The sequence below is a fragment of the Treponema sp. OMZ 805 genome (assembly GCF_050937395.1).
Classification (GTDB): Bacteria; Spirochaetota; Spirochaetia; order Treponematales; family Treponemataceae; genus Treponema.
In genome coordinates, this window is the sequence record NZ_JACCLP010000012.1 from 65857 (window position 1) to 81025 (window position 15169).

A 15169-nucleotide genomic window follows, 5' to 3' on the forward strand; every position below is an offset into this window, starting at 1 on the left:
TAATCAACATACCCCGCTGCAGAGCATTGCCGAAAAACGGCAGGTATAAAACCCTCCGCATGAATAACTTTTCTACTAATTAGTAACAATGTTACTAAAACAAGCTAAAAATGTCAAGCGTGGGTTACTTTTATAATGCAAAATAGGGAAATCACTATGTCTATAAAAAAACTATTTTTTGTATAGACAAAAGGACGTCGATCCGTTTTTCTACTGTAAAATGTTTATTTGTACGGAAAAGGGTAATATCTCGGCCTCTGTACCATAATAACAATTACAACTACCTTACGGACTCAGGGCTTCAGCATGAAAAAAATTCTTGAGAGATAACAGTGAAACAGGAGGTTTTCTAATAGAGCAAGTGCGGATTTTTGAATGTTTTTTAGGACAAAGAAATTCAAAAATCCGCACTTTTTTAATAATGACAGGGATTCAGCTGTGAAAAAAACAACGAAAGACCGGAATATATCAGAAAAGCGTGAAAAAAGAGGGTTGTGAATGGCCTTTGAGCGAAGCGAAAGTGCCTGAACGCCCTCTTTTTTCACACGTGCTGTCACATAAAACGATGTTTTTCTTTTATTTTTCTTTCATGCTGAATCCCTGCTTACGGACTTTCGGCACATTGTTTTTTTTCGATAAATGGTCTATACTTTACAGTCAGTTCGGCATACATCAGGGCACCTCTAAAAACTCGGTTAGATTTTTAGAGGTGCCCGACGAGTTTTAATTTAAGTCTTTATATAGTAATGACTTAAATTAAAACATCGCAAATAAGCTTAAGGAAAACCTCTAAAAAACTGAAGTTTTTAGAGGTTTCCATCAGTGTGCATAAGAATACTTTACCAATTTGATAGGAGCATCCGGCTATGAGCAAAGGATTAAAAACAGGGCTTATCGTTCTCGGCATTATTGTGCTGATTATTTTTTCACTGTACGGTTGTGTAACCCGTTCGTATAATTCGATGGTAGCGGCGGATGAAAACGTTAAAGCGGCATGGAGTCAGGTAGAAAACGTATACCAGCGCCGTTTCGATTTAATCCCCAACCTCGTGAACACCGTAAAAGGCTATGCGAGCCATGAGGAAAAAGTCTTTACCGAAATTGCGGAAATGCGCTCTAAAGCAGGTGGTGTTATCAATGTTTCGGACGACGTCTTAAATAATCCCGAATCGTTTGAAAAGTTCCAAAAAGCACAGAGCGAGTTAGGCGGTGCACTACAACGACTGCTTGCCGTCGCAGAAAATTACCCCGAATTAAAAGCAAATGAAAACTTTCGAGACTTACAAAGCCAGCTTGAAGGAACCGAAAACCGTATTGCCGTAGAACGGAAGCGTTTTAATGAAGCGGTACAGACATATAATTTACAGATTAGGCGTTTTCCGCAAGCCTTTCTCGCTAATATGTTCGGCTTTAGAGAAAAGGCGTATTTTAAGGCTGATGAACAAGCTGCAACTGCGCCTAAAGTTGAATTTTAACTGATTATCGATTAAGGAAGGGATGCAATGAAAAAGAATAGGCTGTTAAAACTGATGGATATTTCTCCTACTCAAATGAGAGAAATTGCGGATACGGTTGCGGAGGCTGAGAAAAAGACAACCGGAGAAATTGCCCTTGCGGTTGTGTACCAAAGCGATTCCTATGCCTTTGTAGAGCTATTCGTTGCATTTTGCGCATCCTTTCTCTCTTTTCTCATCTTGTTTTTATGCGCTGCCCCCATCTGGAACCTGTTGGAACGCACTGTTTGGTTCCCTTCTCCTGCCCAGTTGACAGCAGTTATCGGCAGCAGTGCAGCTACCGTTGTGCTTATCGTTTATTTATTGGTAAATATTCCCGCAATCGACCGGCTGATTATCCCGAATGCCTTAAAAAACCGCCGCGTCTATGCCCGTGCACTCCAACACTTTGTGGAAAGCGGCATATATAAAACTACCGGACATTCAGGCGTTCTCATCTTTGCTTCCGTACTGGAACGGAAGTTTTTTGTCATCGCCGATTCGGGAATTGCCGCAAAAGTAGCTCAAACCGAATGGGACAGCATTTGCAAAATTATGACTGCAGGATTAAAAGAACGCCAGGCCGCTCAAGCCTTTATCTCTGCCGTAAAAGAATGTGGCAGGATTCTGCAAGAACACTTTCCTAACAAAGCGGAAAATCTCAATGAGCTGCCCGATGGGCTTGTTATTTTAGAATACTAACCTCCTTTTTTTGCAAATATACGGCACATCTGCGTTGTCGCATCATGAAAAGTGTACATCCGTGTACACTTTTCATGACGAGTTTCAGCGATGCTGAAACATCGCTTCTGATATAACCAGCGGCATCCGTGCCGCTTCTGAAACTAGATATCGGATTCAGAATGGATATGGATGAAGAGAGTTGTTGCATTAAAACGGCGGTTTTCTAAAGATGAATTGTCCCCTACCCTTTTCGCCTAAAAATTCGTTATTCTTTACGATTAATTCCCCACGGCTGAATACGGAATCGATTGCACACTGCACCTTCATCCCTTCATACGTGCAGTAATCGCAGGCGCTTTTCAAATTTTTCTTTGTCAGCACTTCTTCGGCATTGGGATTGATCACCGTGATGTCGGCATCGGCGCCGGGCAACAGGCATCCTTTTTGAGGATACATACCGAAGATGCGGGCAGGATTTGCCGCCATCACCTGTACGAAACGCTCCAACGAAATCCGCTTTTTTTGTACGCCTTCGGAGAAAATAATCCGCACCCGCTCTTCGATCCCGGGAGCGCCGCCCGGTCCCTTGGTAAAATCGCCCTTGGTGTCCATCTTTTCTTTTAACAGGAAGGGACAATGGTCGGTTGCGACTACTTGGATATCGCCGTTTGCAAGCCCGATCCAGAGCGCTTCTATATCTTGCTTTCTGCGCAAGGGCGGCGCCATAATATATTTCAGCCCTTCGATATTTTCAGGATCATCGGGGCTGCCGTTCTCGTTTCCGTATTTTTCTTCCGAAAGCGTCAGATACTGCGTACAGGTTTCAACAAACAGCCGATTAACGTGCTGCCGCCCCTCTATGACGCTGATAAGCGCCTCTCCCGTAGAAAGATGCACAATGTACAGCGGGGCATCTTCCACCATTTCCGAAAAATGGATAAGGCGAGAAACAGCCTCGGCTTCCGTTTCGTTAGGGCGGCTGCGCGCATGGTAGATAGGCAGCATTTTATTTTCTTTTACGAATTTCGAGCGGAGATAGTTAATAAGCGAATCGTTTTCCGAATGTACGGTTAAAATTCCGCCCGCTTCCTTCACGGTTTGCAGCAAGCGGTAAAAACCCGTGTCATCAATTTTAAATCCGTAAGTCGTATAGGCCTTAAAGCTCGTAATACCTTCGTTTTTAATGATACCGGATAATTCCTGCAAGATAGCGTCGTCGACATGCTGAATAACGCCGTGAAAGCTGTAGTCGATAACCGCTTTTTTTGCAAGCTCATGGTACCGGTCAATGGAATAATGCAGGTTGCATCCGGCGGGGCCGAAAGCGATATGGTCGATAACGGAGGTCGTACCGCCGCAAGCTGCTGCAACGGTACCGGTGTAAAAGTCATCGACGGCGCGATATTGCGGGGATTGCTGTAACTCAAGATGTGTGTGCGCATCGATTAACCCCGGCATAACATAACAGCCGGAAACTTCATATACGGCATCAAAATCAGCAGGGGGAAAATGCCCAATTCCGGTTATCTTGCTGCCGGTTATCGCAATATCCGCCTTAAACGTATCGTTTTCGGTTACGAGTGTACCGCCCGTTATCAATGTCTTTTTCATATAGTAAACCTCCATTTACAAATTGACTGTAAAAACGCCGGAAACGCCGCGAAAGTCGATTGCTTTCGGAACGCTCCCGGCGCATAATCGGCGTAAGACTAGTCTTCCACCATGATTTTTAATATCACCTTATCGGTTTCCCGCATACCGTCGGCTGCAACAGAGCCTACACCGGCAATGGTCTTTTCTATATCGCCTTTTACGATACCCTCGCCCGGTTGAAATACCCTGTTTTGCATTGCAAGGTAATGAGCATTCAGCGCTGCATCGACCGATGAGGCAATCTTTGAAGCGCACGAGGGCTTGGCGCCGTCGCAGACAATTCCCGACACAACCGCAAGGGTATTGGTAATTGTCCCGCATACCTGTTCATAGCTGCCGCCTGAAAGATATGTAACGGCAGCCCCGCTTCCGCAACCTGCACTGACAGCTCCGCAATAGGCGGAAAGCCGTCCGATCCGCGTCTTTTGATGAATCGCAATCAAGTTACTAACCAGCAACCCGCGTAACAGCTTATCATGCGGGAGCTTTTTTTCTTCAGCAAACACGATAACCGGTAACGAAGCAGTCAAACCCTGATTACCGCTGCCGGAATTGGTAACAACCGGCAAGGTACAGCCGCTCATGCGGGCATCGGAACCTGCGGCGGCGGCGGCCTGTGCACGGATTTTTAGGGTAACGGCTTGCTCCGCTTCAGCAGCCTTCAAGAGATTCGCGCCTGCGTTAATACCGTAGCGATGTTCCAAGCCTTCCTGTGAGATGCGGGTATTATAGTCGATCTGCCGCTCCAGTATCGGGCGGACGCGGTCAAGGTCTATCGTATCGGCAAACTCAAGGATCTTTTTTACCGACAATCCCGCGCGGTCGGTCAACGCGGCATTTGCACTGGCCGGATCAAACGGAATAGATAATACGTCTTTTCCGTTTTTGGTTGTATGCACGATATTCGTATGCTGATGGATAATCTCAACCGATGCGCTGTCGGCGCCGGCAAAAACTTCTACAATAAAATGCAGAGAAGCGACCGTATCCAACAAGGACACCTTGCAAGGAACTTTTTCCAAAAATTCCTTGGTACGGGCGATATCGGCTTCGGTTATGTCGGCAAGGACCTCAAGCCCCTTATCGGGATTACCGCCGATAATACCGATTGCCGCCGCCGCCGGAATACCTTTCATGTTGCCCGAATTGGGGACGGTAACGCTCTTTACATTTTTAATAATGTTACCGCTGCTTTTAATGCACACGCGGTCGGGAATTTTCCCGAGCAAAGTACGGGCATGAGCGCCCGCATATGCTATGGCAATCGGTTCGGTACAGCCGAGCGCGGGAACCAGCTCTTCTTGAAGGATTGCAATGAATTGATTACAGTCAATGTCCGTGAGTTCCATACCTTACGCCTGTTTTAATGTTCCATCGGGTTTATAGAATACACCGCGCAGAATAAGTGCGAGCGCGCCGTCTCCGGTTACGTTGCATGCCGTTCCGAAGCTGTCCTGCAAGGCAAAGATGGCGATCAACAAGCCGGTACCGATTTCGTCAAAGCCGAGTACGCTGATAACGATACCGAGCGAAGCCATAACCGTTCCGCCGGGTACGCCGGGCGCTCCGACGGCGAATACACCGAACAGAAATGAGAACAAAATCATTGTTCCGACTGAGGGAACCGAGCCGTACAGCATCTGAGATATCGTCATTGCAAAGAATGTTTCGGTAAGAACGGAACCGCACAAATGGGTTGTCGCTCCCAGCGGAATCGCAAAGTCAACGATATCAGCAGGTAAAACACTGGATTTATGTGCACAGCGTAGCGCAACCGGCAAGGTCGCAGCGCTTGACATCGTACCGACAGCGGTGGCATACGCAGGGCCGTAATGCTTTACCACTTCAAGCGGATTCTGCTTGGAAACCGCACCGCCGATGAGATACAGCAGCGTCATCCAGATAAAATGACCGATCAGTACGATAATAATAACCTTTAAGAATACGGGAAGCTGGCGGGTTAAGCTGCCGCTGTACGCAAGCTCGGCAAAGGTTGTCGCAATGAAGAACGGCAGCACCGGTACGATAACGCGGTTGACGATTTCGAGCACCATTGCCTGAATCTCTTTTAAGAGCTTTTCAACCGTAGCGGCCTTTGTCCAAATAACCGAAATACCGGCTAAGATAGCCAATACCAACGCAGTCATAACCGGCATAATCGGTTGAATATTCAGCGAGAATGCCGTCGCCGGTATGTCAACCAATTCGGCAGCCTGTGACGGGATATGCAGGAACGGGATCAGAATATATCCGGCTACAGCCGAGAACAGGGATGCACCGACTGCGGATAAATACGATATCAGCAAAAAGACGCCGAGCATTTTTCCCGCATTTGCTTTTAAGTCGCAAATTGCCGGAGAAATAAAACCGAAGATAACGAGCGGAACGGCAAAAAAGATCAGCGAACCGAGTAACCTTTTAATTGTCGCGATGATCCCCATCACCGGAGCGGGTACAACTAACCCGAGTACCACACCGGCAAGAATCCCCAATGCAAGCTGCGGTAACAGTCCCAATTTTCTACCGCTTTGTTTTTCCATAATAGAAGCCTCCATAAAAATTTTTTAGGTAGTGATTGTCCGTCAATTAACATGAAGCGGATCAATTCACAACAAAGGATATTAAACCTGTTCGGAAACTTCCGTTTCTGAACAGGTTACCTTGAAATGCGATGTTCTCGCATCGTGCCATTTGTGCGATTGGGAACTCGTCGACCTATTCGAAAACGAAAGTTTCAGAATAGATCTATTATATACCCGCTTTTTTCCATTTGTCAAATTATAAATGAGGTAACAGTGCCCTGTATTAAGCGAAGAAGAAATACAAGCAAAAATGGAACAGGAAGCACGACGGCAGCGGATAAGCTATCTTTTACTCTTACAGTTAGAGGTTATTGATTCGTAATGTGGTGCTGTGATAAACTGCTAGGGTATGTACTGGAGGCTACCTAGAGAAGTGCTGATTAAAGCGAGGGCGCATTGAATTAGCACTTTCTCAGATTTATTTGTCTGATGCATTTTCTCCTAAAAATAAACTGTGCAAAATATAGCGGAGGCATTTATGAAAGGTTTTGAGATTACATTTCCGGACGGCTCAAAAAAACAGTTTGTTGAACCGATTTCCGCGCGTGCTGCATTGGCATATTGTAAAGAGCCGGAATCGGTTGCATTCGGGATGAAAGTAAATAACGAATTAGTTCCGTTAAACAAGATGATCGATGTGCGCGCTACTATAAAGCCTGTCTTAAAAGGAACTTACGAAGGATCGAATATTTACCGGCGCACGCTGTGTTTTCTGTTAGCCGCTGCCGCACGGAAAGTATACCCCGATTTACGACTGTTGGTTGGGCACAGTTTCGGCTACTCGTACTATTATACCTTTGAAGGCGCCCATGCTTCCGATATCGATCTCAAAATAATCGAAGATAAAATGCACGAGATGGTTGATGCGGATTTACCGATACAAACGCAATCCGTCGCATACTCCGAAGCGCTGGAACTTTTTGCAAATACCAATCAGCCCGATGCGTACCGGCTGCTTTCCTATAACAGTAAGCCGAAAATCACGATCAACATACTCGATGATTATTACGACTTATACTTCCAGCCGTTGATGGATCGTGTCGGCTATTTAAAAGTATTCGAATTGATGAAGTATGAAGACGGCTTTTTGCTGCGCTTCCCTGCAACTGCCGATACCGACACACTGCCTAAATTTAAAGATATTCCGCAGCTTTTTACCGTATACAAAGAATATAAAATGTGGGGTAAGATGATCGGCGTATCTTCGGTCGGGCAATTAAATGAAATTATCGAAAGCCGTAAAACCAAAGACTTCATTGAAATTACGGAAACGTTGCAGAATAATAAGCTGGCGCATATTGCCGAGCAAATTAGAAACAGAGGAAACGTCAAAGTGATTCTGATTGCAGGGCCGTCCAGTTCAGGAAAAACGACCTCCGCAAAAAAACTTTCAATGCAGCTGCGCGTCGTAGGCTATGAACCTTATGTTATCAGCCTCGACGATTATTATGTCGGCAGGGATAAGACGCCGCGTGATAAGGACGGAAAGTTTGATTTCGAATGCCTTGAATCTTTGGATGTTCCGCTTTTAAATGAGCTGTTGCTCAAACTATTTGCGGGTGAAGAAGTTGAGCTGCCGTCTTATAATTTCAAAACAGGTGAGCGGTTTTATACCGGAAAAAAACTTCGCCTCAATAGCCGCTCTATTCTCATCTTGGAAGGAATACACGGATTAAACGACAACCTAACCCCGCAGATAGACGCTTCGCTTAAATTTAAGATATATCTTTCGGCATTAACACAGCTGACCTTAGATGATCATAACCGGATACCGACTTCCGATAACCGGCTCTTGCGGCGTATTGTGCGCGACGCTCAATTTAGAGGCAGCTCCGCATCGATTACCATCGGTATGTGGTCTGATGTGCGGGCGGGAGAGGCAAAGCATATCTTCCCGTATCAAAATACCGCCGACGTTATCTTTAACACAGCGCTCGATTATGAGCTTTCGGTACTGAAAATTTATGCGGAACCGCTGCTCCGTGCGGTAAAACCCACCGATCCGGCATACAGCGAAGCATCTCGACTGCTCATCTTCTTAAACAACTTCCTTTCGGTCTCTCCGTCCTTCGTGCACGGGCAGTCCATTTTACGGGAGTTTATCGGCGACAGCGACTTTTCGTACCGATAAGTGGGCATTCCCGACAGAAGTTCTGTAAAGAAACGGTTTATCATATCCGCTGCTAATGCGGATTGCGTAACAGTTTTTGGACTGCCCCTTTTTACTAGCTTTTTTTACAGCTGTCTTAGGCTGATTCCTATCACAAGTCCTATAGCAATCATTGCGGTCCACAAGGAAGAGCCGCCATACGACAGAAATAAAAGCGGAATACCGGTAATCGGCATAAATCCCATAACCATCCCGATATTTACAACAAAATGAAAAAAGAGCATCGCAACGACACCGGAGACAATGAGTTTGCCGAATAAATCACTTGTCTTTTGAATGATAAAAAACATCCGTAAAAAAATGATTGCATAAAGTCCAAATACCAAAAGCCCGCCGAGAAATCCCCACTCTTCGGATAAAATACTGAAAATAAAATCGGTACTTTGTTCCGGCAAAAAGCGGTAATGGCTTTGCGTTCCTTTTAGAAAACCTAAGCCCGTTTTTCCGCCTGAGCCGATTGCCGTCATCGATTGGAGAATATGCCAACCCGCACCGAGCGGATCGCTATTAGGATCCAAAAAGATAATGAGCCGTTTCATCTGGTAGTCTTTTAATACTCTGCTCCCAACCAATGCACCGGATAAAGAGATGGCGACAATACCGAGCACATAGCCAATCCAGTAATAATACCGTTTCTTTAAAAGGATGTATCCGATTGCAGCAATAACCCCCGCCCCGACAACGGAAAAAATAATCAACAGCATAATATTTTTATTGCCCAATACTTTAACCGCAAGGGAAGATTTGTGTAAAATAGTCCGCTCCCAAAGAGGCAGAAGCGTGAAAACAAGCGTACAGATCGTTGTTCCCAATAAGCCGAACACATATCGAAGCGGAAAACCGGCTATAAAACACATAATTAAAAAGATGGGAAGATAAACGGAAGCTGTTCCAAGATCGGGCTGTAATAAAATCAACCCCATCGGTACGAACATAATAACCGCAGCCTTTATAAATCGGCGAAGTTCGCTCTCATTCTGAGATCTTGATAGATACCATGCAAGAAATACAATATAAATAATTTTTGTAAATTCGGAAACTTGTATGCCGAAATCTCCGATTCCGATCCAGCTCCGTGCACCTTTAACGGTTTTTCCGAACAGTCTTGTGTACACCAATAAGAGCATCGTAATAATATAAATCAATAAGGCACGATCGGCGATTTTAGTATAATCGTATATCGCTACCGCAAACAGTAAAACCAAGCCCGACACTACCCAAATAAGCTGTTTAACATATTCATGCGAAACCGATATGCCATCGGAATTAACCCCGGAAGAATAGATAAAGAGAATACCGACAACCGATAAGCCGATTACAGCTAAAAACAGTATATAATCAAAATTAGTAACTTGTCTCAAATTCATTCTTGCCTTACCCTTACCGCCGGTAAAAAGCGCCTACCGCCGAGAGCCTCAACCGCTTCTTCATACGTTTGATCTGCAAAGATACCTTGAAAGATAATATTCGTGGCATAAGGCGCCCACCACTCCCATTTGTTTTGCGCTTCAACCAATACTACTACTATCACCGCGTTTTCTGCCGAAGCATTGTAAGGTCCGTAAGCCGCCATCCATGAATGCCAGTGATCCGCAAGACCGACTTCTGCAGTACCTGTTTTTCCTGCAAGCTGCACGATTTTATTATGCATAGGATATTGAGCTGTCCCATCCGTAATGGTATACCGCATATCCGCCCGTACCTGTGCGAATACATCCGGAGAAATATCACTTTGCTTTAATATCTCCGGCTTTTTTTCAAAAATGAGTTCGTTGGTACCGGGGGCTCGAACCTCTTTTAACAAATGCGGCTTATAGATTATACCGCCGTTAACAACCATTGCAACCATATTTGCAACCTGTAACGGAGAAGCAAGCATAAATCCTTGTCCGATGGCCATATTCATCGTATCTCCGCCAAGCCATTTTTCATGGAATTGCCGTTCCTTCCATACCGGATTGGGTACTTGACCGATCGCTTGACTCGGCAAATCAATTTCAGCAGACTTACCATACCCAAAATCGCGGACATACTCGACCATCTTATCGATACCGAGATTATCGCGGCATACCGTCCAATAATAAATGTCGCACGACTGTGCGAGTGCATTTCGCAAATCCAAATAACCATGCCCGTAACGCTGGTGGCAACGGAACAAGTGATTACCGTATTCTACTTTACCGGTACACTGTATTTTTTTTTCAGGAGGAAACGCCTTTTCAGAAAGAATAGCGGTAGACATAGCAATTTTAAAGGTCGAAGCGGGCGGATAACTTGCATTAACGGCTCTGTTCAAGAGCGGATTACGAGGATCATGCAACAGCTGCGCATACATCTCATTGCCATTATCATTCAAAAAAAGGTTGGAATCAAAAGAAGGATACGAAACCAGCGCAAGAATTTCTCCTGTTGTAGGCTTCAGCACAACAGCAGCCCCAATACGTTGACCGAGGGCATCTTCCGCAAGCTTTTGAATTTTCCGATCGATGGTTAAGATAAGATTGTTTCCCATTTTAGGGGGAGTAAATGCAGTATTGTTTTCAATTAAACGTCCTCTTGCATCAACCGTACGATATTCGCTGCCATCCTCTCCACGTAACCACTCATCATAGTATTTTTCGATACCGGCCTTACCGATTGAAGTATTCGCGGTATAACCCTTATTATAGAAAGTCTTGAGTTCTTCTTTTGTTATATCACCGACATAGCCGAGAATATGGGAAAATGATCCCGTTTCAACATAATTACGCACCGGCTTTGAATGCCACGAAACGCCCGGAAGTTCGTCGATATTTTCTGCAAGTGAGGTAATGACTTCATAAGGAAGATTAGACCGTATCGCGATACTTTGAAAGGAACTACGCTTTGCCGGTAATTTCTTTTCAATATCTGCAACGGGAATTTGCAGAATATTTGCAAGGCGGGCGATAACCGTCGCAAATGCCTTTTTCGGAATTTCGCCCGGCGTTACCGACACGGCAAAGGTATTGGTGTTAAGCACCATAGGGATATTTGCATTACGGTCAAAGATTTCCCCGCGTTGCGCCGGTATACGCTCTGAACGCTGGGATATTGTTTGAGACTGTTTTCTAAATTGATCGCCTTGAACAATCTGCATCGAAAATAATCGAAAAAGATATATCACTAAAATACAGAAAACAAAGACACTAAAAAATTTCAGCCGTCTATCAACTTGTTGAAAATCCTGCTCATACATGGAACTCAGAGCTCCTTTATTTCAAACGCATTCGGAAATAAACCGAACAACATAAATAACAGCGGTGCACAGAGAGCGTTTTCTGCAACTTCAATCCAAAAGGAGACTGCAAATAGGTTATAAATCTGAATACTTTGTCCAAACAGTACATGCAATATCAATATGATTCCGGCTTTTAAAAATGTCGCCGAAAGACCGAGTACGAGCGGAAAAAAGAAGCGCCGCACATTATATTTTCCGTACAATATACCATAAAGAAATCCGAGTACGGTAAACGTAAATGAATGGAGTCCCATCGGCGCCATGGAAAGAAAATCAAAAATGAGTCCGGAAAAAAAACCTGCCGTAATACCGACGACTGTCCCGTTATACAGCGCAATATACACCACAAGAATTAAAATTAAATCCGGTAGCGCCGACAATAATTGAATATGGGACAGAATAGCTGTTTCAAACACACCGAGTAAAAAGGCTGCTGCAATCGTCCACAGAATAACTTTCCTCACTGTGCTGCCTCCCCATCAGAACCCGACAAGTTTAACACGAATACATAATCGAGCCGGGAGAAGTCGATAATCGGCTGTACCGCGAGCTCAAGGTAGGTTTCATAATCATGCACCTTAATACCGGTTATAATGCCGATGGGACTATCTTTAGGGAACAGATTGTTTTCTCCTGAAGAAAGAATTCTATCGCCGATAGCAATTTCGTCTTTTGCCCGTTTTTGTACATACTTCATAATAAGCGGAAGATCGGCAGTACCCTGTCCGTTAATCAAACCCCGGTGCTTTGTTGTTTGAACGGAGGCGGCAACATAACATTGATAATCATATATTGGGATAATCATACTGCTGTCGCGGCCGGTTTGTACGATTTTTCCTACCAAACCGACATTGCTGCCTTGAAATGCCAATACCGGCATATTCTTACGCACACCATGCTTTGTTCCGCGGTTAATGATAATACCGGAATAGAGGTTGTCGGGATCAAAGCCGGTAACCTGCGCCGGAATATTTTTATATGTAATCGTGTCCGCAAAACCGAGCAGCTCCTTTAACTCTCTGTTTTCACGGCGGATGTCGGCATTTGATCGCTGCAAAAGCTCATAATCTTTGAGTTTTTCGCTCAACGCCACATACTTCGAACGCAGCTCCGCAAGCTCCCGCACAGCCGACACCGCATCCGTCACAAATGATGATATCGAATGTACGGCATTTTCCGTCCCTGCAGCCACCGAAAAACCGACCGATTTAAAATCGACAATAAACCGACCGCCGGAGAATGTCAGCAACACCGAAGATATGATAAGCAGCAAGATCAATAAAAAAACATCAAGCTTTATTTTAAATGAAAATTTTTTTTTCATTGCATTAGCGGTTTAGACTCTCATACAAACTGCGGTTACCCGACATATCCTTATATACGTCATAGTATAAACCTGCACCGATCGCCACGCAGTTCATAGGGTTTTCGGCAAGGATGACCGGAACATGCGTTTCTTTGGAGATAAGCTTCGGTAACCCTTTCAACAGGGCGCCTCCGCCGGTCATAACGATCCCCCGCTCTACAATATCGGCTGCCAGTTCCGGCGGCGTCTGTGCGAGTGTTGTTTTTATCTCTTCGACAATCTGGGTAATCGGCTCCCTCAGCGCCTCGCGCACTTCTACGGAATCGATTTCGAGGCGGCGGGGAAGTCCGGTAATCGCATCGGTTCCCTTAATTTCTACTCGTTCCATATTTTTTTCGGGGAACGCATTACCGATTTCAATTTTAAGGCGCTCGGCAGTCTGCTCTCCGATGATAAGGTTATGCACGGAGCGGATATGCTTAATGATAGCCTGATCGAATTCATCGCCGCCGACACGGATGGCATTGGTAACAACCATACCGAGCAATGAAATAACCGATACCTCAGTCGTACCGCCGCCGATATCGCATACCATATTACCGGCAGGTTCCGTAATCGGAATTTGAGCGCCGATGGCTGCTGCAAGCGATTCTTCAAGCACCTCGACGCTGCCCGCACCTGCTTTTAAGGCGCTTTCGTGCACGGCGCTGCTTTCCACATCGGTGATGCAGCTCGGGATTCCGATAACCATACGAGGCTTAATAAGCCTGTGGCGCGGCAAAATCTTGGAAATGAAGTACCGGATCATTTTCTCCGTCGTATCTTTATCTGCAATAACACCGTCTTTCAGCGGTCGTATAGCGATAATATTGCCCGGCGTCCTCCACAACATCCGTTTAGCTTCGGCGCCGACCGCCACGACCGATTTTGTTCCGCGTTCTACAGCAACAACTGACGGTTCATTAACGACAATACCCTTTCCTTTTATATAGATAATAGTATTACAGGTTCCCAAATCAATGCCGATATCGGCAGAAAATCTTTTAAAAAAGCCCATATTCCGTACGTTCCTCCTAGCTTATTTTATATTCAATTTTGCACGTGTTTCCGCATGTATGGGATTAAGCCGTATCGCAGATCGCCACTCATACCGCGCCTTAATCATATCACCCTGCATCTCATGTATCAGTCCGATACCGTAATGAGCATCAGCAGAGTTGACATCTTTTTCAAGTACAAGCTTGAATTGCTCTAAAGCATCTTCCGGTTTATTTTCCTCTAAAAAGAGCAACCCGAGTTGATTTCTACACCGTACTTCCAACACGGCATTGCCGGTTTTTTTTATGGTTTCAAAAAGATAGAGCTTTGCATTTTGTAGATCACCCTTCTTTTTATAGTTCTCCGCTACGGCATATAGTATGAAATCGGAAGGGTTTACCGCAAGCGCCTGTGTAAAGGCCTCTATCGCCTTATCGGTATCTCCTAATAAAGAAGCCGCCATACCGCGGAACTCCGACAAATCGCTTGCCTCGATACCGCCGGTATATGCTTCATCCAAATACTTCACTGCAAGATCGGCATAGTAATAGCCCTGTTGATAATATGCCTTCCCGAGTACATAAGCGATCTTAGGGATGTCTTTATCTTTAGTTAGATACAGTGCGCGGCGCAAATGCACGATAGCTGCGGTAAGATAATCTGCGCCGATGGATAAATCGGTCTGCTCGGCAAAAAGGTAATATGCGGCAAAACCGTGCAGTGCAAGCGCAGTTCCATCCATCGGGCGTTTCTCTAAAATTTGAGCGGTTTTTGCATACACTCCCGCATAATCTTTATTTTCCCACTGAGTATATACCGTACGTATCGACGGCACACGGAAATAACGCGCCCGATAAACAGTAAAAAAGAAGAGAACTCCGGCAACGATAAGTGCAATACACAAAAAAAGAACGGCATATCTTCCGATATGCGGTTTCGATGAATGCTGTGTCTTACCGTGGTGCCTTTTCATACGTTCCTAAC

General features: G+C 45.1%; 12 protein-coding genes. 3 read left to right on the forward strand and 9 right to left on the reverse strand.

Going from position 1 to position 15169, the window contains the following annotated elements:
• The first annotated feature begins 866 nt into the window (after positions 1–866).
• Positions 867–1475 (forward strand): LemA family protein, encoded by a 609-nt coding sequence (locus HGH47_RS09785; RefSeq protein WP_212564698.1) that lies wholly within the window; start codon positions 867–869, stop codon positions 1473–1475.
• 27 nt (positions 1476–1502) lie between these two features.
• Positions 1503–2195: a TPM domain-containing protein gene (locus HGH47_RS09790; RefSeq protein ID WP_432912099.1), complete on the forward strand. Its 693-nt coding sequence runs from the start codon at positions 1503–1505 to the stop codon at positions 2193–2195.
• A 189-nt stretch (positions 2196–2384) separates the two neighbouring features.
• Here the strand turns inward: HGH47_RS09790 and hydA are convergent, their stop codons facing one another.
• The 3 genes from hydA to HGH47_RS09805 all read right to left on the reverse strand — a co-directional run bounded on the left by hydA (position 2385) and on the right by HGH47_RS09805 (position 6370).
• Positions 2385–3788, reverse strand: a complete 1404-nt coding sequence (hydA, locus tag HGH47_RS09795; protein WP_212564697.1) for a dihydropyrimidinase — start codon at positions 3786–3788, stop codon at positions 2385–2387.
• 98 nt (positions 3789–3886) lie between these two features.
• Positions 3887–5179, reverse strand: coding sequence for a serine dehydratase subunit alpha family protein (locus tag HGH47_RS09800; RefSeq protein WP_212564696.1), 1293 nt, complete (start codon positions 5177–5179; stop codon positions 3887–3889).
• A gap of 3 nt (positions 5180–5182) precedes the next feature.
• Complete coding sequence (locus HGH47_RS09805; protein ID WP_212564695.1) at positions 5183–6370, reverse strand: dicarboxylate/amino acid:cation symporter; 1188 nt, start codon at positions 6368–6370, stop codon at positions 5183–5185.
• A gap of 520 nt (positions 6371–6890) precedes the next feature.
• On the opposite strand from HGH47_RS09805, the gene HGH47_RS09810 reads away from it, so the two are divergent.
• Complete coding sequence (locus HGH47_RS09810) at positions 6891–8543, forward strand: nucleoside kinase (protein WP_253675229.1); 1653 nt, start codon at positions 6891–6893, stop codon at positions 8541–8543.
• Between the two features lie 104 nt (positions 8544–8647).
• Here HGH47_RS09810 and rodA read toward each other — a convergent pair whose 3' ends face one another.
• From rodA to HGH47_RS09840, 6 genes are read right to left on the reverse strand one after another with little or no spacing between them, the layout of a single operon-like run.
• Positions 8648–9949: a rod shape-determining protein RodA gene (rodA, locus tag HGH47_RS09815; protein WP_212564694.1), complete on the reverse strand. Its 1302-nt coding sequence runs from the start codon at positions 9947–9949 to the stop codon at positions 8648–8650.
• A complete protein-coding gene (gene mrdA / locus HGH47_RS09820) occupies positions 9946–11799 on the reverse strand; it encodes a penicillin-binding protein 2 (RefSeq protein ID WP_432912106.1) in 1854 nt (617 codons plus the stop codon). The genes rodA and mrdA overlap by 4 nt, the downstream gene beginning before the upstream one ends.
• A gap of 5 nt (positions 11800–11804) precedes the next feature.
• Positions 11805–12305 (reverse strand): rod shape-determining protein MreD, encoded by a 501-nt coding sequence (gene mreD / locus HGH47_RS09825; RefSeq protein WP_212564693.1) that lies wholly within the window; start codon positions 12303–12305, stop codon positions 11805–11807.
• Positions 12302–13165, reverse strand: coding sequence for a rod shape-determining protein MreC (mreC, locus tag HGH47_RS09830; protein WP_212564692.1), 864 nt, complete (start codon positions 13163–13165; stop codon positions 12302–12304). The genes mreD and mreC overlap by 4 nt, the downstream gene beginning before the upstream one ends.
• Positions 13166–13169: 4 nt before the next feature.
• Positions 13170–14204 carry a rod shape-determining protein gene (locus HGH47_RS09835; protein ID WP_016524105.1) on the reverse strand — a complete coding sequence of 345 codons (1035 nt, stop codon included), beginning with the start codon at positions 14202–14204 and terminating at the stop codon, positions 13170–13172.
• A 21-nt stretch (positions 14205–14225) separates the two neighbouring features.
• Positions 14226–15158 carry a tetratricopeptide repeat protein gene (locus tag HGH47_RS09840; RefSeq protein ID WP_212564691.1) on the reverse strand — a complete coding sequence of 311 codons (933 nt, stop codon included), beginning with the start codon at positions 15156–15158 and terminating at the stop codon, positions 14226–14228.
• Between the last annotated feature and the right edge of the window lie 11 nt (positions 15159–15169).